The sequence below is a fragment of the Streptomyces venezuelae genome (assembly GCF_008642355.1).
GTDB lineage: Bacteria > Actinomycetota > Actinomycetes > Streptomycetales > Streptomycetaceae > Streptomyces > Streptomyces venezuelae_B.
The window spans coordinates 3914897-3933988 of record NZ_CP029193.1 but is presented as its reverse complement, the minus strand read 5'-3'; the positions used below and the strand labels follow the sequence as shown (position 1 = coordinate 3933988).

14 protein-coding genes, 5 tRNA genes and 1 riboswitch are annotated in these 19092 nt (G+C 71.0%); of the genes, 12 read left to right on the top strand and 7 right to left on the bottom strand.

The genetic code is table 11. From position 1 onward, the window contains the following. Positions 1-26: 26 nt before the first annotated feature. The gene (gene hrpA, locus DEJ47_RS18135; RefSeq protein ID WP_150169634.1) at positions 27-4007 is read right to left on the bottom strand and encodes an ATP-dependent RNA helicase HrpA; all 3981 of its coding nucleotides are present in this window, start codon (positions 4005-4007) and stop codon (positions 27-29) included. Positions 4008-4090: 83 nt separating this feature from the next. Here hrpA and DEJ47_RS36465 point away from each other — a divergent pair, with 83 nt between their 5' ends. From DEJ47_RS36465 to DEJ47_RS18120, 4 genes are all read left to right on the top strand, one after another. Then, complete coding sequence (locus DEJ47_RS36465; protein ID WP_190415455.1) at positions 4091-4483, top strand: hypothetical protein; 393 nt, start codon at positions 4091-4093, stop codon at positions 4481-4483. Positions 4484-4557: 74 nt separating this feature from the next. Further along, positions 4558-5325 (top strand): DsbA family protein, encoded by a 768-nt coding sequence (locus DEJ47_RS18130; protein WP_150169632.1) that lies wholly within the window; start codon positions 4558-4560, stop codon positions 5323-5325. Continuing rightward, complete coding sequence (locus DEJ47_RS18125) at positions 5322-6209, top strand: cytochrome c biogenesis CcdA family protein (protein WP_150169630.1); 888 nt, start codon at positions 5322-5324, stop codon at positions 6207-6209. Before DEJ47_RS18130 ends, DEJ47_RS18125 begins: the two co-directional genes overlap by 4 nt. Positions 6210-6242: 33 nt before the next feature. Beyond that, the gene (locus DEJ47_RS18120; protein ID WP_150169628.1) at positions 6243-7367 is read left to right on the top strand and encodes a DUF3533 domain-containing protein; all 1125 of its coding nucleotides are present in this window, start codon (positions 6243-6245) and stop codon (positions 7365-7367) included. Between the two features lie 51 nt (positions 7368-7418). Here the strand turns inward: DEJ47_RS18120 and DEJ47_RS18115 are convergent. The 4 genes from DEJ47_RS18115 to DEJ47_RS18100 form a co-directional block, all read right to left on the bottom strand. Then, positions 7419-7492: transfer RNA gene (locus DEJ47_RS18115), tRNA-Phe, on the bottom strand. A 24-nt stretch (positions 7493-7516) separates the two neighbouring features. Next, positions 7517-7591, bottom strand: a tRNA-Asp gene (locus DEJ47_RS18110). A gap of 39 nt (positions 7592-7630) precedes the next feature. Continuing rightward, a tRNA-Glu gene (locus DEJ47_RS18105) sits at positions 7631-7703 on the bottom strand. Positions 7704-7783: 80 nt separating this feature from the next. Next, entirely contained in the window at positions 7784-9370 is a 1587-nt protein-coding gene (locus tag DEJ47_RS18100) for a metallophosphoesterase (protein ID WP_150169626.1), read from the bottom strand. 71 nt (positions 9371-9441) lie between these two features. Here DEJ47_RS18100 and DEJ47_RS18095 point away from each other — a divergent pair, with 71 nt between their 5' ends. The 4 genes from DEJ47_RS18095 to DEJ47_RS18080 all read left to right on the top strand — a co-directional run bounded on the left by DEJ47_RS18095 (position 9442) and on the right by DEJ47_RS18080 (position 13144). Continuing rightward, the gene (locus DEJ47_RS18095) at positions 9442-9792 is read left to right on the top strand and encodes a metallopeptidase family protein (RefSeq protein WP_055569865.1); all 351 of its coding nucleotides are present in this window, start codon (positions 9442-9444) and stop codon (positions 9790-9792) included. A 132-nt stretch (positions 9793-9924) separates the two neighbouring features. After that, a complete protein-coding gene (locus DEJ47_RS18090) occupies positions 9925-10470 on the top strand; it encodes a hypothetical protein (RefSeq protein ID WP_150169624.1) in 546 nt (181 codons plus the stop codon). A gap of 233 nt (positions 10471-10703) precedes the next feature. Next, positions 10704-12935 (top strand): DEAD/DEAH box helicase, encoded by a 2232-nt coding sequence (locus DEJ47_RS18085; protein WP_150169622.1) that lies wholly within the window; start codon positions 10704-10706, stop codon positions 12933-12935. Between the two features lie 136 nt (positions 12936-13071). Next, positions 13072-13144: transfer RNA gene (locus DEJ47_RS18080), tRNA-Lys, on the top strand. 97 nt (positions 13145-13241) lie between these two features. Here the strand turns inward: DEJ47_RS18080 and DEJ47_RS18075 are convergent. Beyond that, positions 13242-13841: a hypothetical protein gene (locus DEJ47_RS18075; protein ID WP_150169620.1), complete on the bottom strand. Its 600-nt coding sequence runs from the start codon at positions 13839-13841 to the stop codon at positions 13242-13244. A gap of 318 nt (positions 13842-14159) precedes the next feature. After that, positions 14160-14705 (bottom strand): YceI family protein, encoded by a 546-nt coding sequence (locus DEJ47_RS18070; RefSeq protein ID WP_150169618.1) that lies wholly within the window; start codon positions 14703-14705, stop codon positions 14160-14162. 458 nt (positions 14706-15163) lie between these two features. Between DEJ47_RS18070 and DEJ47_RS18065 the strand changes: the two genes are divergently transcribed. From DEJ47_RS18065 to DEJ47_RS18050, 4 genes are all read left to right on the top strand, one after another. Continuing rightward, a tRNA-Met gene (locus tag DEJ47_RS18065) sits at positions 15164-15237 on the top strand. A 173-nt stretch (positions 15238-15410) separates the two neighbouring features. Then, positions 15411-16592: a PP2C family protein-serine/threonine phosphatase gene (locus DEJ47_RS18060; protein WP_223828399.1), complete on the top strand. Its 1182-nt coding sequence runs from the start codon at positions 15411-15413 to the stop codon at positions 16590-16592. A gap of 221 nt (positions 16593-16813) precedes the next feature. Further along, positions 16814-16977, top strand: a riboswitch (cyclic di-AMP (ydaO/yuaA leader). Between the two features lie 11 nt (positions 16978-16988). Beyond that, a complete protein-coding gene (locus DEJ47_RS18055) occupies positions 16989-18056 on the top strand; it encodes a M23 family metallopeptidase (protein WP_150169614.1) in 1068 nt (355 codons plus the stop codon). A gap of 82 nt (positions 18057-18138) precedes the next feature. Continuing rightward, positions 18139-19083, top strand: coding sequence for an aldo/keto reductase (locus DEJ47_RS18050; RefSeq protein WP_150169612.1), 945 nt, complete (start codon positions 18139-18141; stop codon positions 19081-19083). Positions 19084-19092 lie beyond the last annotated feature (9 nt).

The following is a 19092-nucleotide window of genomic DNA, read 5'->3' as shown; positions in this document are numbered from 1 at the left end:
CGAACTCACCCTGTGCGGTCGTCCGGTTACGGCACCTGTGCGTCGATCGCCTTCACGATCCGCTTGTCCGAGACGGGGTACGCCGTGCCCAGCGCGTGCGCGAAGTAGCTGACGCGGAGCTCCTCGATCATCCAGCGGATGTCCAGGGCTTCCTGCGGCACCGGCCTGCCGCGCGGCATCTGTTCGAGCAGCCACAGGTATTCGTCGCGCATCTCGCGGACCTTCTCCATGCGCGCGGTGTCCCGCTGGACGTTCGTCGGCATCTGTTGCAGGCGCCGGTCCGCCGCCACCATGTACCGCATCAGGTCCGGCAGGCGCCGCAGCCCCGTCTCCGTCACGAAGCCCGGCTTGACGAGGGAGTCCAGCTGCTCCCGCACGTCCGCGAGGTTCGCGAGGAGTGCCTGGCTCCGCGCCGACTTCAGCCGGCGCTCGCACGCCTGCCACGCGGCGAGGACCTGCTGCACCTGTCCGACCGCACGCACCGTCGTGTCGACGATCTCCGCCCGCACCTTGTCGAACAGCTTGCGGTACGACTCCTCGTCCCAGACGGGCCCTCCGAAGTCCCCGATCAGCTTGTCCGCGGCGGCCATCGCGCAGTCGTCGAAGAGGGCCTGCATGGAGCCGTGCGGGTTCGCGGACAGGGCGAGCTTCTGCTGGTTGCTCAGCTTGTCGGACGCGAACTTGCCCGGGTTCACGGGGATGTTGCGCAGGATGAGGCGCCGCGTGCCCCGCCACATGGCCTGGAGCTGCTCCGCCTCCGTGTCGAAGAGGCGTACGGAGACGGTGTCGCCGTCGTCCACGAGCGCCGGGTACGCCTTCACCGGCTGGCCCGCGCGGCGCGTCTCGAAGACGCGCGTGAGCGTGCCGATCGTCCAGTCCGTGAGCCCCGTGCGCTCCACGGCCGCCCCGCCCGTCCGCTCGGCCGTCGCCGCAGCCGCCTGCGACAGCGCCTTGCGGGCCTTCGGCTTGAGGCGGAGCTTCAGGGCTTCCAGGTCCTTGTCCTCCGCGAGCTTCTTGCGCCGCTCGTCGGTGATCCGGAACGTGATCTTCAAGTGGTCGGGCACGCGTGTCAGGTCGAAGTCGTCCGGCGAGACCGGCACGCCGACCATCCGCTGCAGCTCCCGCGCCAGCGTGACGTGCAGCGGCTCCTGCAGCGGCACCGCACGCTCCAGGAACGCCTTCGCGAAGTTCGGCGCGGGCACGTAGTTGCGGCGGATGGGCTTCGGCAGGGAGCGGATCAGCTCGATGACCACGTCCTCGCGCAGGCCCGGGATCTGCCAGTCGAAGCCCTCGTCGGTGACCTGGTTCAGGACCTGGAGCGGGATGTGGACCGTCACACCGTCCGCGTCCGCACCCGGCTCGAACTGGTACGTCACCTTGAACTTGAGCTGCCCCTGCCGCCACGAGTCGGGGTAGTCGTCCTTGGAGACGTCCCCCGCCTTCTCGTTGATCAGCATCGACCGCTCGAAGTCGAGCAGTTCGGGCTCCTCGCGCTGCTTCTTCTTCCACCAGGAGTCGAAGTGCGCCCCCGACACGACGTGTGCGGGGACCCGCTGGTCGTAGAAGTCGAAGAGCGTCTCGTCGTCGACGAGGATGTCGCGGCGCCGCGCGCGGTGCTCCAGCTCCTCGACCTCGGTCAGGAGCTTGCGGTTGGCGGCGAAGAACTTGTGGTGCGTGCGCCAGTCGCCCTCGACCAGCGCGTTGCGGATGAACAGGTCGCGGGAGACCTCGGGGTCGATGCGGCCGTAGTTGACCTTGCGGTCGGTGACGATCGGGACGCCGTACAGCGTCACCTTCTCTGTCGCCATGACCGCCGCCTGGTCCTTCTCCCAGTGCGGTTCGCTGTACGTGCGCTTCAGGAGGTGCTGGGCGAGCGGCTCGACCCACTCCGGCTCGATGCGGGCGTTCACCCGCGCCCACAGGCGCGAGGTCTCCACCAGCTCGGCGGACATGATGAAGCGCGGGGGCTTCTTGAAGAGCGCGGAGCCCGGGAAGACCGCGAACCTGGCGTTGCGGGCGCCGATGTATTCGCCCCGCCCGCCGCCCCGCTGCTTCGGGTCCTTCTCCTTGCTCTCCTTCGACTCCTTCACGTCCTTCATCCCGATGTGGGAGAGGAGACCGGAGAGGAGGGAGATGTGGATGTGCTGCTCGGGGGCGTCGTCCTCGTTGAGGTGGATGCCCATCTGCTTGGCGACCGTGCGCAGCTGCGTGTAGATGTCCTGCCATTCGCGGATCCGCAGGAAGTTCAGGTACTCCGCCTTGCACATGCGCCGGAAGGACGAGGAGCCGCGCTCCTTCTGCTGCTCCCGCACGTACCGCCACAGGTTGAGGTAGGCGAGGAAGTCGCTCGTCTCGTCCTTGAAGCGGGCGTGCTGCTGGTCGGCCTGCGCCTGCTTGTCGGCAGGGCGCTCGCGCGGGTCCTGGATGGAGAGCGCCGCCGCGATCACCATGACCTCGCGCACGCAGCCGTTCTTGTCGGCCTCCAGGACCATCCGGGCCAGGCGCGGGTCGACGGGGAGCTGGCTGAGCTTGCGGCCCTGCTGGGTGAGGCGTTTCTTCGGGTCCTTCTGCGCCGGGTCGAGCGCGCCCAGCTCCTGGAGGAGCTGCACGCCGTCGCGGATGTTGCGGTGGTCCGGCGGGTCGATGAAGGGGAACTTCTCGATGTCGCCGAGGCCGGCCGCGGTCATCTGGAGGATGACCGACGCCAGGTTCGTACGGAGGATCTCCGCGTCCGTGAACTCGGGGCGCGACAGGAAGTCGTCCTCGCTGTACAGCCGGATGCAGATGCCGTCCGACGTACGCCCGCAGCGGCCCTTGCGCTGGTTGGCGCTGGCCTGGCTGATCGCCTCGATGGGCAGGCGCTGCACCTTCGTGCGGTGGCTGTAGCGGGAGATGCGGGCCGTGCCCGGGTCGATCACGTACTTGATGCCGGGGACCGTCAGGGACGTCTCGGCGACGTTCGTCGCGAGGACGATCCGTCTTCCCGTGTGCTGCTGGAAGACGCGGTGCTGCTCGGCGTGCGAGAGGCGGGCGTAGAGGGGGAGGACCTCCGTGAACCGCAGGTTCTTCTTGTTCAGCGCGTCCGCCGTGTCGCGGATCTCGCGCTCTCCGGAGAGGAAGACGAGGATGTCGCCCTTGCCCTCGGCCTGGAGCTCCTCGACGGCGTCCGTGATCGCGGTGATCTGGTCCCGGTCGGAGTCATCGCTGTCCTCTTCGAGGAGCGGGCGATAACGCACCTCCACGGGATACGTGCGTCCGCTGACCTCGACGATCGGCGCGTCCCCGAAGTGCCGCGAGAAGCGCTCCGGGTCGATGGTCGCGGAGGTGATCACGACCTTCAGGTCAGGGCGCTTCGGCAGCAGCTGGGCGAGGTAGCCGAGGAGGAAGTCGATGTTGAGCGACCGCTCGTGGGCCTCGTCGATGATGATCGTGTCGTACGCGCGCAGCTCGCGGTCCGTCTGGATCTCGGCGAGCAGGATGCCGTCCGTCATCAGCTTCACGAACGTGTCGGCGCCGACCTGATCGGTGAAGCGGACCTTCCAGCCGACGGCCTCGCCCAGCGGCGTGTTCAGCTCCTCGGCGACGCGCTCGGCGACCGTGCGGGCCGCGATCCTGCGGGGCTGCGTGTGGCCGATCATGCCGCGCACGCCCCGGCCGAGCTCCATGCAGATCTTCGGGATCTGCGTGGTCTTGCCCGAACCGGTCTCACCGGCGACGATCACGACCTGGTGGTCGCGGATCGCGTCGGCGATCTCGTCCTTCTTCTGGCTGACCGGCAGCTGCTCCGGATACGTGATCACGGGCATGCGGGAGCCGCGCTCGGCCATCCGCGCCTCGGCCTTCTCCACGTCCGCCGCGATCTCGGCGAGGACGGCGGCGCGGGCCTCGGGCTTACGGATCCGGCGGGCACCCTCCAGCCGCCGGCCGATCCGGTGCTCGTCGCGCAGCGACAGCTCGGAGAGTCGGGGGGCGAGGGCGTCGAGGGCAAGGGCGGGCTGCGTAGACATACGGCGTCCAGGATCTCACCCGCGACTCGGCAGTGGCGAACCGATTTCCCGCGCGGACCGCCGCGGCACGTACGATTCCGGGCATGTCGTCCCGCGCGCGCACGCTCTGGAGCCCCCTGGCCGGGGTGCTTCTCATCGTGCTCGGGCTGTTCTGCGCGCCCGCGCCCGCGCCCGCGCCGACAGCGACAGCGACAGCGACGGCGACGGCGACGGTGACCGCGAGCCCCGCGGCCTCCGCGATCGACGGCCACGAACAGCCGGGCTGCGGAAAGGGCGCGCGGGGAGACGGCGAGCAGGGCCCGGCCGCGCCGCCGCGCACGAACTCCCCCCACGAACTGCTCCCCGCGCTCTGCCAGGCCCACGGCGCGACCGGCTCCTGGGGCGCCGACCAGGCGTTCCTCGACCGCACGCCGGTACGCGGCCCGCCCGAGCCCGTCCCGCTCTCACCCGTCGACCTCTCGGTCCTGCGCGTGTAGGAGGCCCCTGTTCCGCGCCAGGGGCCCCTTCATCGACGTACAAGACGTACAACAGGACAAGAGAGACCGCTCTGATGCCCAACAAGCCCAAGAAGAGCCGCAACATCGCCATCGGCGCGGGTGTCGCCGTCGCCGCGGTGCTGCTCGGCGTCGCCTCGTACACGGCGACCAAGCCCGCCGAATCCTCCAACGGCGGCACCGTCAAGGAGGAGGCCGCGGGCGCCGCGCCCTCCACCGAATCGCAGGCCGGCGTCTACCCCGAGCTGGAGAAGCTCGCCCGCCGCGACGCCGAGGACCCGCTCGCGCAGGGCCGTGCGGACGCACCCGTCGTGATGGTCGAGTACGCCGACTTCAAGTGCGGTTTCTGCGGCAAGTTCGCCCGCGACACCGAGCCGGGCCTCGTGAAGAAGTACGTCGAGGACGGCACCCTGCGCATCGAATGGCGCAACTTCCCGATCTTCGGCGAGGACTCCGAGCGGGCCGCGCGTGCCGCGTGGGCGGCGGGCAGGCAGGGCCGGTTCTGGCAGTTCCACGAGGCCGCGTACGCCGACGGCTCGAAGGAGAAGGGCTTCGGCGACGACCGCCTGAAGGAGCTCGCCGAGGACGCCGGCGTCAAGGACGTGGGCCGGTTCGTCACCGACGCGGGGAGCGACGCGGCCAAGAGCGCCGTGAAGAAGGACCAGGAGGAGGCGTACGGCCTCGGCGCCGCCGCGACGCCCTCCTTCGTGATCAACGGACGGCCCATCTCGGGCGCCCAGCCGGACCAGGTCTTCCATCAGGCCATCGAGTCGGCGGCGAAGAGCGCGAAGCCCGCCGGCAAGAAGGGCGGGGGCTCCGAGTGACCGCCGACGTCGGGTACTTCGCCGCGTTCCTGGGCGGACTCCTCGCCCTGGTCAGCCCGTGCAGCGCCCTGCTCCTGCCCGCCTTCTTCGCCTACTCCGTCGACTCCACCTCGCGCCTGGTCGCCCGCACCGGCATCTTCTACGCGGGACTCGCGACGACCCTGGTGCCGCTCGGCGCAGCCGGGTCCTACGCGGGACGCTTCTTCTTCGGCCACCGCGACCAGCTGGTGCTCGTCGCGGGCTGGCTGATCATCGGCCTCGGCGTGCTCCAGATCCTCGGCATGGGCTTCGCCTCGCGGCGGATGGCGGAGCTCTCGGGCCGCATCCGCCCGACGACGGCGTTCTCCGTGTACGCGCTGGGCGCGGTGTACGGGCTCGCCGGGTTCTGCGCGGGCCCGATCCTCGGCAGCGTCCTGACGGTGGCCGCGGTGAGCGGAAGCCCGGTCTACGGAGGGCTGCTGCTGGCCGTGTACGCGCTGGGGATGGCCGTGCCGCTCTTCGTCCTCGCCCTGCTCTGGGAGCGGTTCGACCTGGGGCGGCGCAGGTGGCTGCGGGGCCGGACGTTCCGCGTCGGCCGGTTCGAACTGCACACGACGTCGCTGCTGTCCGGCCTCTTCTTCATCGCGCTGGGCGCGCTGTTCCTCGCGTACGACGGGACGACGGCGCTGCCCGGACTGCTGGGCGTGGACGACTCGTTCGCGGCGGAGCAGTGGGCGGGGAACCTCGGCCGCGCGGTGCCGGACTCGGTGCTGCTCGTGGGGGTCGTGGTGCTGGTGGGGGCGGTGCTCGGGGTACGCGGGTGGCGCAGGCGCGAGAACGACAGGTCCGAATCGTCCGTTACCGAGGATTCACCCGTTACCGAGCATTCGCCCGTTACCAAGTGAGAAGGATGCGTATACGTGGTTTAGCGTATTCGTATGCCTGATCATGAGCCGGAGCCGCGCCAGGACGGTGCACAGCCGCACCAGGACGGTGGTGCGCATCAGCACGGCGCGCACGGGCGCGTCCCCACCCGGAGCGAGCGGTGGGACGCGTTCAAGCAGTCGCCCTTCCTGCCCGCGATCGTGCTGGTGTTCATCCTGGCGGCGGCCGCCGGGCTCTTCGCCGGTTCGTACACGTTCTCCATGGCGAAGCCGACCCCGCACCACATCCCCACCGCGGTGGTCGACGCCAAGGACAAGGGCGACTCGGCCCGCGGGAAGGCCTTCCTCGACGGCATGGAGAAGGCGCTGAACGCCTCCCTGGAGGTGCGCCGGTACGACACCCGGGAAGCCGCCCGGGTCGACGTGGAGGAGCAGAAGGTCTTCGCGATCCTCGACGTGGCCCGCGGCGGTGACAAGGTGACCCTGGACGTCTCCGGGGCGTCCGGCGCCTCCGTCGCGCAGGTGCTCGCGGAGACCGCGCCGAAGGTCGGCGAGAAGGTCGGCGTCCCCGTCACGGTGAAGGACGTCAAGCCGCTCCAGGAGGGCGACCCGCGCGGCCTCGCCATCTTCTACATCTCCCTCGCCGCCGTGATCATCGGCTTCGTGGGCGCGATCCAGCTGAGCGTCCACGCGCGCGGCCTGAACCCGGCCGAGCGGATCGGGTTCACCGCGCTGTACGCGCTGCTCGGCGCGTTCGTCATCGCCGCGGTCGTGGACTGGTGGCTGGGCGCGCTGGACCTGCCCTTCGTGGAGTCCTGGCTGATCCTGGCGCTGACGATGTTCGCCTCGGGCATGGTCTTCACGATGTTCAACACGCTGTTCGGGCGCTGGGCGATGCTCCCGACGTGGGGGCTGATGGTGCTCCTCGGGAACCCGTCGTCCGGCGGCGCGGTGTCGTGGCCCCTGCTGCCCTCCGTCCTCGGCCACATCGGGCAGTGGCTGCCGCCGGGGGCATCGGTGAACGCGCAGCACACGGCGGTCTACTTCGGCGGCCACCAGCACGCGTTCCCGTTCCTGGTGCTCGGCGCGTGGGCGCTGGTGTCCTCGACGGTCTTCTGGGTGTGGCGGCACCGCCATCCGGGCGGCCGGGTCTCGGTGCCGGCCCACGCGGGGAAGTGACAGGGCCGGGAACGGCAGAAGCCCCGCCGGTGGCGGGGCTTCCGTGAGAAGTGGCTGGGGCCGGGATCGAACCGGCGACCTATCGCTTTTCAGGCGATCGCTCGTACCAACTGAGCTACCCAGCCACGCGATCCGCGTGGAATCGCAAGCGGTCCTGACGGGATTTGAACCCGCGGCCTCCACCTTGACAGGGTGGCGAGCACTCCAAACTGCTCCACAGGACCAAGCGTTGTGCGAGCACTAGTCTCGCACAAGGTGTTGCGTGCCCCCAACGGGATTCGAACCCGTGCTACCGCCTTGAAAGGGCGGCGTCCTGGGCCACTAGACGATGAGGGCTAAGAGGCCCGCCTGGGCGCTTTGCAGCGCGTCGGGGACGTGAGAAGCATATGGGATGCGGGGAGGTATCGCCAAAACGCTTATCCGGACTCCGGGGACCGGCCCTCCGCAGACCGGTCGGAGGAGGGGGTGGGCGAGGTCGTGGCGGGGGGCGCGCCGGGGCGGTTCTCCTTGGGGAGATGGCGGCTGACCTCCGCCTTCGTGAGGCCGAGGCCGCCCAGCCTGATCTCGTCCCAGGCCTGCAGCCGTTTGGTCGTACGGTCCAGGTAGAGGACCGACGCCTCGACCGGGTCGGGGTACTTGTCGTCGACCGCGCGCAGCCCGCTGCCGCCCGTCGATCCCTCGACGCGCAGCCGCGTGCCCTTCTCCATGACCTCCATCTCCTGACGGTGGATGTGCCCCGCGAGGACGAGCGGCACCTCGCCGTCGGTCTCCCGCGCCGCCGTCGGGTCGTGGGCGACGGCCACGTCGACGGGGGTGCCCGCCGCCCGTTCGGCCCGCAGCGCGGACGCGAGCCGTATGCCCGCGATGTGCTCGACCGCGTCACCGCCCGCCTTCTCCGAGCGGTCCGGCGTGTACTGCGGGTCGCCGATGCCGGCGAAGCGCAGGCCCGCGACGGTCTCGGCCCTGCCGTCGTCGAGGACGTGGACGTTCTTGAACCGCTCCAGATAGCGCTGTGTGGTGTGCGAGTCGTGGTTGCCGCGCACCCACACGTAGGGCACGCCGAGGTCCGCGATCGGGTCGAGGAAGCCGTTCTCGGTGGCGGAGCCGTGGTCCATGGTGTCGCCCGAGTCGACGATGACGTCGATGTCGTACTGCTCGACGAGCGACGAGATGATCTTCCAGCTCGCCGGGTTCAGGTGGATGTCCGAGACGTGCAGGACGCGCATCGTGGTGGGGTCCGGCTGGTACGCGGGGAGCGTGGACGTCACGTCGTACAGCTTGGTGACGTTGGTGACCAGGCGCGCCAATTCCTGCTGGTAGACGTCGAATTCGCTGACGATGCTGCGGGCGTCGCCGACGACGGAGGGGGCGCTGCTGAGCAGGCCCGAGAACTTCGGCTCCAGGACGGACTTCGGGTTCCAGGTGGCGTACGCGGCCGTGCCGGACGCCGCGAGGAGGGCGAGCGCGAGACCGCCGGCGGCCAGGGCGCGGCGCGGACGGCGGTAGACGGCGAGGCCGAGCGCGGTCGCGCCGGAGACGACGGCGACGCAGGAGCGTACGGCCAGGTCGAGCGCGCCGTGGCCGACGTCGCGCGCCACCTCGTCCTGGAGCCCGGAGAGCCGCTCGGGGTGGTTCACCAGGGCCTGGGAGCGCACCGGGTCGAGGCGGTCCACGTCGACGTCGAGGCGGATGGGGGCCGTGTGGGAGCGGAGTTCGAGGGCGCCGAGCGGCGAGACGTTGATCTTCGTGCCGCCCGAGACGGAGGGGCGCAGGGTCATGCGGGTGTCCATCGGGCCGACGGGCGCGCGCACGCTGCCGACGATGAGGAGCCCGAGCCAGGCACCGAGCAGGACGACCGTGATCAGGCCGAGGGCGCGGGCGTACGGGTGGGGCGGGCTGACCAGCTCGTTGACGGGGTGGGTGCGGCGATCGCGGTAGTGGCCTACGAGGGCGTGGCCCGCCCTGCGTACGCCCTGGAGGACGACGGTGAAGTCGCGGGCCATTCGTCCCGTATGCCCATGTGCGGCGGTCGGTATGCCGGGACGGGACGAGGGGTGTGGCTGACAATGGGGGTGTGCTGGAGATGACGCGCGAGGAGTTCGAGGAACTGGTCGGCGAGGCGCTCGACCGGATTCCGCCGGAGTTGACCCGGCTGATGGACAACGTGGCCGTTTTCGTCGAGGACGAGCCACCGGCCGAGGATCCCGAGTTGCTCGGGCTGTACGAGGGGACTCCGCTGACCGACCGGGGCGAGTGGTACGCCGGGGTGCTGCCGGACCGCATCACGATCTACCGGGGGCCGACGCTGCGCATGTGCGAGTCGCGTGAGGACGTCGTCGCCGAGACGGAGATCACAGTGGTCCACGAGGTCGCCCACCACTTCGGGATCGACGACGAGAGGTTGCACGCGCTGGGGTACGGGTGAGTGAGGGCGTACGGGCTGGTGTGCGGTGCCCGGCGCGGGGCGGGTCTCCGGGACGCGCCGTCCGTGTCCTCTTGCGTACCGCGGGAGTTGGGCAGGTCGTCTGACTCTCAGCGCCTCAGGAGGTGCTCGGCCGTGCGCCAGTTGTACGTTCCCGTCCGTTGGGCCGCGGTCGCGGTGGCCGTAGCGGCGACCGCGGGCTGCATGAGCATCGGTGACGACGGGAACGGCCCGGCGCCCGACCGTTCCGGCGGCCGGCACGGCGGTGCGGCCGCCCCCGACGGCGGTCCCGTGACCCAGGGCGGTGACGTCGACGCGGAGGACGGGCGCGGGCGTGACGGCGAGCGCGGCAAGGGGAAGAAGAAGGGCAAGGGCCGGTCGTTCCGCGGGGGCGAGAAGGAGCAGGGGGCCGCCGAGCCCTCGGAGTCCTCGGCGGCCACGGAGTCCGAGAAGCCGCCGAAGCCCGGCGGACCCGGCAAGCCGACCCCGACGCGTCCCCGGCCCACGCCGACGCGGACGACCGCGACGCCGGACCCGCCGAAGCCCACGCCGACCCCGACACCGGATCCGACCACTCCGGAACCGTCCTCGTCGGAGGGGTCGGGGCAGGACCCGCAGCTGCAACGGCGGGACGAGGAGATCGTGGCGCGCGAGCCGTCGCCCCAGGCGGGGCCGCGTTAGCGGGGGCGGATGGACACCCCTCCGGGGTACCCAGGAGAGGGGCGGTTTGCCATCCGGGGTGGAGGGTGCGTATGGTGGTAGATCGTTTGATCCCATTTGCCCGGCGCCGACACAGAAGAGCGCCGCGTGGCGCGTACTCTCCCTTGCCGTGGCTGACCGCATCGAGGCGGTCCATTGCGAAATCACGGAGTTGACGGGCGCGTGCCGAGACTCCGGAAGGTTTCGCATTTCGCATGTCCATTTCCAGTTCTGACCACGCCGTCCTGCCCGAGAACGAGATCGTCGAGTCCGTCGAGAACGACGCCGTAGAGGCCGTCGCCGACACCGCCGAGACCGTCCGGGTCCAGGACGTCACCGAGGCCGACGCCTCCCAGACCGACGCCGTCGAGGCCGACGCCTCCGACGCCGAGCCCGAGACCACCTTCGCGGACCTCGGTCTGCCCGAGGGCGTCGTCCGCAAGCTCGCGCAGAACGGCGTGACCACCCCCTTCCCGATCCAGGCCGCGACCATCCCGGACGCCCTGGCCGGCAAGGACATCCTCGGCCGCGGCCGCACCGGCTCCGGCAAGACCCTCTCCTTCGGTCTGCCGATGCTGGCGACGCTGGCCGCCGAGGGCCGCACCGAGAAGAAGAAGCCCCGCGGCGTCATCCTCACGCCGACCCGTGAGCTCGCGATGCAGGTCGCGGACGCCCTCCAGCCCTACGGCGACGTGCTCGGCCTGAAGATGAAGGTCGTCTGCGGCGGTACGTCGATGGGCAACCAGATCTACGCCCTGGAGCGCGGCGTCGACATCCTCGTCGCCACCCCGGGCCGCCTGCGCGACATCATCAACCGCGGCGCCTGCTCGCTGGAGAACACCCAGATCGCCGTCCTCGACGAGGCCGACCAGATGTCGGACCTGGGCTTCCTGCCCGAGGTCACCGAGCTGCTCGACCAGGTCCCGGCGGGCGGCCAGCGCATGCTGTTCTCCGCCACGATGGAGAACGAGATCTCCACGCTGGTCAAGCGCTACCTGACCGACCCGGTCACGCACGAGGTCGACAGCGCGCAGGGCAACGTCACGACCATGACGCACCACATCCTGATCGTGAAGCCGCGCGACAAGGCGCCGGTCACCGCCGCCATCGCCGCGCGCAAGGGCCGCACGATCATCTTCGTCCGCACCCAGCTGGGCGCCGACCGCATCGCCGAGCAGCTCTGCGACTCCGGCGTGAAGGCCGACGCGCTGCACGGCGGCATGACGCAGGGTGCCCGCACCCGTGTCCTTGAGGACTTCAAGAAGGGCTACGTCAACGCCCTCGTCGCCACCGACGTCGCCGCCCGCGGCATCCACGTCGACGGCATCGACCTGGTCCTGAACGTGGACCCGGCCGGCGACCACAAGGACTACCTGCACCGTTCGGGCCGCACGGCCCGCGCAGGCCGCTCCGGCACGGTCGTCTCCCTCTCCCTCCCGCACCAGCGCCGCCAGATCTTCCGCCTCATGGAGGACGCGGGCGTCGACGCCACGCGCCACATCATCAACGGCGGCGGCACCTTCGACCCGGAGGTCGCCGAGATCACCGGCGCCCGTTCGATGACCGAGGTGCAGGCCGACTCCGCGGGCAACGCCGCGACCCAGGCCGAGCGCGAGGTCAAGGACCTCACCAAGGAGCTGGAGCGCGCCACGCGCCGCGCCGCCGAGCTGCGCGAGGAGGCCGACCGCCTCACCGCGCGTGCCGCCCGCGAGCGCGGTGACGACCCGGAGGCGGCGGTCGCCGAGGCCACCGCCGCCGCGGAGGCGGTCGTCGAGGCCGCCGTGTCGGTGCCGGAGCAGCCGGCCCCCGCCGCCGAGCGTTCCTCCTCGTACGACAACCGTCGTCCGCAGCGTGACGAGCGCGGCAACTACGAGCGCCGCAACGACCGTGGTGGCTTCCGTCGCGACGAGCGTCGTGACGACAACCGTGGTGGCGGCTTCAACCGTGACCGTCGTGACGACAACCGTGGTGGCGGCTTCAACCGTGACCGTCGTGACGACAACCGCGGCGGTGGCTTCCGCCGTGACGAGCGTCGTGACGACAACCGTGGTGGCGGGTTCCGCCGCGACGACAACCGTGGTGGCGGCTTCAACCGTGACCGTCGTGACGACAACCGCGGTGGCGGCTTCCGCCGTGACGAGCGCCGTGACGACAACCGAGGCGGTGGCTTCCGTCGCGACGAGCGTCGTGACGACAACCGTGGTGGCGGGTTCCGCCGCGACGACCGTCCCTCCAGCGGCTTCCGCCGCGACGACCGCCCGTCCGGCGGCCACCGCGGCAGCGACCGTCCGTTCAACCGCGACCGCCGCGACGACCGCCCCTCGGGCGGTTACCGCTCCGGTGGCCACGACCGCCCGTCGTACAACCGCCGCGACGACCGCTCCGGCTCCGGCACGGGTTCGTTCGGCCGCCGCGACGACAAGCCGCGCTGGAAGCGCAACGGCTGACCGCTGGCCGGTAGCCGGTAGTTCAGATGCCGAAGGGCCCGTCCGACACTCCAGTCGGGCGGGCCCTTCGGCGTAAACGGCGATACCCGATCGGATGTCGAGGCCCGTCCCGCTATGCTCGGGGGTGCACCAACGCGGACCGTTAGCTCAATTGGCAGAGCAGTGGACTTTTAATCCATTGGTTGTGGGTTCGAGTCCCACACGGTCTACAGAGAAAGCCCCCGGTCAGCCACACGCCGACCGGGGGCTTCGTCGATGTCCGCCCTCGGCGTGAGGCGGAGGCCGCGGTCCCGGGTGGTCGCGCGTTCAGGGCACATGGTCGTGGGGCGGGCCGGAGAGAGCGGACAAGCCGTCGCCGCGGCACGGGCCGCACTCCAGGCGTGGCCGGCCCGGTTCGCCGCCGATGTCGTGGGCCAGGCGCTGTTCGACGCCGCAGGTGCGCAGGTCGAATCCGCAGCGGGCGCACAGGAGCCCCATCGCCGCGGCCTGTTCGGCCGTCCAGGTGGGCCACTCCGCCGCGAGGGACGGCAGGAGCTTCATCACCATGCCGGTGGGGCGAGCCTCGCAGTACGGGAAGGGGAAGCCGAAGTGCGCGTCGGGGATCTCGTCGATCTGCTGGCGGAGCTGCGGCATCCAGCGGACCAGCCGGTCCAGGTCCGGGAAGGGGACGCGGACCTCCTGGCCCTTGCGCGGGGCCTCGTCGCGCCCCCGCGGCGGGCGGAACGCGACCACGATGGTGTGCGGCACCTTGAGGACGTCCATGTCCCGGGAGAGCTCCGCCGCGGACAGCGTCCACGGGCCGGTCCGGTACTCGCGCCACATCGCCAGACCACCGCCGGTGAGCACGCTGTCGCTGCGCACCGCCGAACCGACTCTGCGCTGTGCGGCCTGTTCGTCCTCGGTCACCACCTGGGCCGTGGGTGTACCTCCTGATCACACGTACGACTGCTACGACTGCGCGGTGCAAGGGCGGCGCCGGCGTCGCGGATGTGCCTGGAGGTGTGGTGCGTCGCGGAGCGGCGGGCGGGCGCGTTCGGACATGCCCGGGCGTCGGGTCTCAACGGTCGCCTCCGGGGGCTGGGGAAGCCGGCGTCGGTGCGCCTTCGACCATCCTGCCCGCGGCATCCGGAGGCCAGCCACAGCGACTCGGGCACGTCTCGAATCGATCGGACGAAGTCCGGCGTGTGACCTGCGGAGGTGCTGTCGGGTGCTGTCGGGGTGCCGTCAGGCGCGGCGGACCGCGGCGACCTCGAACTCCACCGTCACCCGGGAGCCTACGAAGAGCGTGTCCACGGGGTTGGCCTTCACGCCCCAGTCCCTGCGGTCGATCCGGACGCTGCCCTTGAAGCCCACCGTGACATCGCCGGCCGGGTCGTTCTCGCCGCCCGTGGACTCGACGTCCAGGGTGAGCGGCTTCGTCGTGCCGCGGATGGTCAGGTCCCCGGTGACCTTGTAGTGGGTGTCGTCGACGCGCCGCACCTCGGTGGAGGCGAAGGTGATGTCGGGGTGGTTCCCGGTGTCGAGGAACTTGGCGCGCACGGGGTCGTCGCGGAGCTTGTTGTGGCTCTGGATGCTCTCCGACCGGATCGTGAGCCGGACGGTGGACTTGGCGGGGTCGGCGCCGTCGAGTCGCGCGCTGCCCTCGAACTCCTCGAAGTGGCCGCGCACTTGCGGGCCCACCGCGTGGCGGGCGACGAACCCGATCCGGGTGCGGGCGGTGTCGAGGACGTACTCGCCGCTCAGCTCGCTGAGCTCGGTGATCGCTGACATTGCTGGTCACTCCCGGAGGGCGTCGCGACGTCGTGGGTTTCACGACGATACCGCCGCGGGACGGCTCTGTTCGGGGTGCTCCAGCGCCAAACCAGCCTGAGTCAAGCGGGGTTGGCGCGGGCGGTCCCGGCGGCCCGATCCCGGGGCCGCGTCGCCCGAACGGACCAGTCCGGCCGTGCGCGGCGGCGGGGCGCGGGGCCGGGTGCGATGACGCGTGTGCCCGCCTACTTCTCTCTGGGGTCCGCCGGGAAGCTGCCCGTCTCCCCGGCGGGCTCTCGCAGGAGATCTGCCGCAACCTCAAGCACGCGAGCTACGAGTTCCACCCCAGGTACCAGCTCGGAGCCACGGCACCGGCCTGGCTGTGCGGCGGCACGTGGTGTGGGAGCCCCTCACACACGCCGACAGCACGTAAGTGGTTCGACGCACCCCTCCGGATGGCGTACTGTTGTGTTCACCGACGCGGGGTGGAGCAGCTCGGTAGCTCGCTGGGCTCATAACCCAGAGGTCGCAGGTTCAAATCCTGTCCCCGCTACTGAAGGCCAGAGGCCGGGAAGCATCAGCTTCCCGGCCTCTGGTGTTTCCCCGGCCCTCGGATGGCTTTTCCGTTCGTCACCCGGTCGGCCCACGCCGACTCGCACCCTCCCGCCGCTGCGGGAACCCTGAATGCAGCGCGGTGATGGGCGCGGAGTCGGCGGGAGACGAGCGGTGGGGCAGCGAGGAGGACCCGACGACAGGGGGGCCAGGGGAGCCAAGGGGGCCACCGGGCCCGAGCGGGCGTTCGTCCGCGTCCTGCCGCTCCTGCTGCTCGTCGTCGGCGTCGTGTACGACGCGTCGACCCCGTCGGAGTTCACCGCGGCCCCCCTCTTCACCGCCGCCCCGCTGATCGCCGCCCCCTTCTACTCGCGGCTCAACACCGTCCTGACCGGCGTCGCCGCCACGGTCGCCGTCCTCTTCCTGCACTACGGCGGCACCGTCAGCAGTCAGGTCGAGGCCGTCACCGAAGTGGTCACCGTGGTGACCGTCGCCGCGCTCGCGATCGTCATCAACCGCGTCGTGCGCCGCAGCAACGACCGGCTCGCCATCGCCCGCTCCATCTCCGAGGCGACCCAGCGCGCCGTGCTGCCCGAACCGGATCCGCGGATCGGCGGGCTCGACTTCGCGGCGCGGTACGAGGCGGCGCAGGCGGACGCGTTCATCGGGGGCGATCTGTACGCGGTGCAGGACACCCCGCACGGCGTACGGCTCATCGTCGGCGACGTGCGCGGCAAGGGCATGGGCGCGGTCGCCGCCGTCGCCGTCGTCATCGGCGCCTTCCGGGAGGCCGCCGAGCAGGAGGCCACCCTGGAGGCGGTCGCGCAGCGCCTGGAGCGGGCGCTCGCGCGCGAGGGCACGCGGCGCGACGGGCTCGACGCGTTCGAAGGGTTCACCACCGCGGTCCTCGCCGAGATCCGGCACGGCGAGGGCGTCGTACGGCTCGTCAATCGCGGGCACCCGCCGCCGCTGCTGCTGTGCGGCGACGGGCGGCTCTGCGTCCTGTCGGCGAGCGAACCCGCGCTGCCGCTCGGCATGGGCGACCTCGGGGCGTGGCCGGACCGCGTGGACGAGACGGAACTGCCGCCCGGCGCGCTGCTGCTCTTCTACACGGACGGCCTGTCGGAGGCGCGCAACGCGGCGGGGGAGTTCTACGATCCCGCGACCCGGCTCGGCGGGCGGATCTTCCCGGGGCGCGGCGGCCCGCACGCACTCCTCGCCGCCCTGGCGGGGGAGGTGCGGCGGCACACCGGGGGCGGCATGACGGACGACATGGCGCTGCTCGCGGTGCGGCGCCCCACCGCCGGGGAAGCGGCCGAAGCGGACGGCGGATCCGACGTGACGGCCGGTGACTGAAGTGCATCCCTCCGCATAACAACTGACGCTCTGTCAAGGGAATGTGGAGTTCCGGTGTTTAAGGATGTCGGGTCAACTCGCCCCGTTCCGCCCCTCCGTGTCCCGGTACGTACAGCCGGTGAGCGTTAACGATCAACCGGAACGGCTTGGAATACCGACCCGCTGTCTATTAACGTTCGATAACGCAGCGCGGTCGTCCCAGCCGTCACTAGAGGCGGCTCCGTGCGCACGCGCCTAATCCCGCAAGGGAGCCGGGGAACCACCAACATGGGGTGAATCGAGCCCCTGCGCATCCGTGCATTCGTGCACCCGTGCCAGGTGTTCGTAGGAGACCTTCCTGCTCCGAACCCGTCAGCTAACCCGGTAGGCGAGAAGGAAGGAAAGGAGTGCGCCCCAGTGGCGTCCAACCGGCCTGCCCCCCAAGCCGTCTACGTTCCGAATGACGACGACTTCGGTTCGTACGACGAGGGCTCCTTCGAAGAGTGGAACCCCACCGAGGAGTCCGTCCGTCCCGTCCGCGGCAGGCACCGTGTGCACAAGAAGGGCGGCGGCGGGCTCGCCCGCAGCTCCACCGTGCTCGGCGTGGGCGTCATCGCCGCCGTGGGCGCCGGTGGCATCGCCACCGCGCAGGACGGCAAGCCGCCGGTCTCCATATCGATGCCCGACCTGGGCGCGGTCACCGACTCGCTGCCCGAGGCCGAGTCCCTGCCGGGTGTCGGCTCGCTGATGTCCGACGACGCCGCCGCGGACACCGCCGTCGCCGCCGCGGCCCCCCTCACCGCCGCCGGTGTCAGCACCGCCGACGCCGAGCAGGGCACCACCCACGCCGGTGAGGCCCTGCGCGCCCGCATCATGCAGCAGGCCGAGAACCAGCAGAACCAGGCGGACACCGCCGTGCGGACGGCGGCCGAGGACGCCGCCGTCAAGAAGGCCGCGGAGGAAGCGGCCGCGCAGCAGCGGGCCGCCGAGAAGCGGGCGGACGCCAAGGCCGCCGCAAAGAAGAAGAAGGAGGAGGAGGCCCGGAAGGCGAAGGCCGAGGCCGCGCGCCTGGCCAAGCTCGCCAAGAGCTACGTCATCCCCACCTCCTCGTACACCCTCACCTCGCACTTCGGCGACGCCGGCTCCATGTGGTCCTCGGGCCACCACACCGGCCTGGACTTCGCGGCGCCCACGGGCACCCCTCTGAAGGCCGTGCACACCGGCACCGTGAAGGAGGCCGGCTGGGCGGGCGCGTACGGCTACCGCACCGTGCTCGAACTCGAGGACGGCACGGAGGTCTGGTACTGCCACCAGTCCTCGCTCAACGTCAGCGCGGGCCAGAAGGTCTCCACGGGTGACGTCATCGGCCGCGTCGGCGCGACCGGCAACGTCACGGGTCCGCACCTCCACATGGAGGTCCACACGCCGGGCGGCACGGGGATCGACCCGCTCGGATGGCTGCAGAGCAAGGGCCTCAACCCCTGACCCCGCGCGGTCGGCCTGCCGGGCGGCCGACTGCATGGGGCTTGCACGGAATTCCGTTTCCACTGGGGGCGTTGAGGAGCACATGACTTCTCTTCGCCCTCTCGGCTCCTCCGACCTCGAGGTCTTCCCGCTCTCCCTCGGCGGCAACGTCTTCGGCTGGACCGCGGACCGTGCGGCGTCCTTCGCCGTCCTCGACGCCTACACCGCGGCAGGCGGCAACTTCATCGACACCGCCGACGCGTACTCGGCCTGGGTCGACGGCAACAAGGGCGGCGAGTCCGAGACCCTCATCGGCGAGTGGCTCGCCGAGCGCGGCAACCGCTCCGACGTCGTCGTGGCCACGAAGGTCGGCTCCCACCCCGAGTACAAGGGCCTGTCCGCCGCCACCATCAAGGGCGCGGCCGACGCGTCCCTGCGGCGACTCGGCACGGACCACATCGACCTCTACTACACGCACTTCGACGACACGTCGGTGCCCGTGGAGGAGATCATCGGCGCGCTCGACGAGCTGGTGCGGGTCGGCAAGGTGCGTGCCATCGCCGCCTCCAACATCTCCCCCGAGCGGCTCCAGGAGTCCCTCGACGTCTCCGACCGCGAGGGCCTCGCGCGGTACGTCGCGCTGCAGCCGCACTACAACCTCGTCTCCCGCGACACCTACGAGGGCCCCCTCCAGGAAGTCGCCTCGCGCTCCGGCCTCGCGGCCGTCCCCTACTTCGGGCTCGCGGCGGGCTACCTCACCGGCAAGTACCGGGCGGGCGCACGCGTGGAGAGCGCGCGTAGCTCGCGCGTCGAGGCGTACGTGGGGACGGAGCGGGGCGACCGTGTCCTCGCCGCCCTCGACGAGATCGCGCAGGCGCACGGCGCACAGGTCCCGACCGTGGCGCTCGCCTGGCTCGCGGCACAGCCCACCGTGGCGGCGCCGATCGCCTCCGCGCGGACGGTGGAGCAGCTGCCGGCGCTGCTCGCGGTGGCGGACCTCGAACTGACGGAGGCGGAGATCGCGGCGCTGAACGCGGCGTCCGCGTAACGGCGTGCC

Bases quoted from the DNA above. Each gene is read 5' to 3' on its own strand.
- DEJ47_RS36465 (WP_190415455.1), top strand. From the start codon at position 4,091: ATGTCGTCCCGCGCGCGCACGCTCTGGAGCCCCCTGGCCGGGGTGCTT.
- DEJ47_RS18120 (WP_150169628.1), top strand. From the start codon at position 6,243: ATGCCTGATCATGAGCCGGAGCCGCGCCAGGACGGTGCACAGCCGCAC.
- DEJ47_RS18050 (WP_150169612.1), top strand. From the start codon at position 18,139: ATGACTTCTCTTCGCCCTCTCGGCTCCTCCGACCTCGAGGTCTTCCCG.
- DEJ47_RS18100 (WP_150169626.1), bottom strand. From the start codon at position 9,370: ATGGCCCGCGACTTCACCGTCGTCCTCCAGGGCGTACGCAGGGCGGGC.
- hrpA (WP_150169634.1), bottom strand. From the start codon at position 4,007: ATGTCTACGCAGCCCGCCCTTGCCCTCGACGCCCTCGCCCCCCGACTC.
- DEJ47_RS18130 (WP_150169632.1), top strand. From the start codon at position 4,558: ATGCCCAACAAGCCCAAGAAGAGCCGCAACATCGCCATCGGCGCGGGT.
- DEJ47_RS18085 (WP_150169622.1), top strand. From the start codon at position 10,704: ATGTCCATTTCCAGTTCTGACCACGCCGTCCTGCCCGAGAACGAGATC.
- DEJ47_RS18070 (WP_150169618.1), bottom strand. From the start codon at position 14,705: ATGTCAGCGATCACCGAGCTCAGCGAGCTGAGCGGCGAGTACGTCCTC.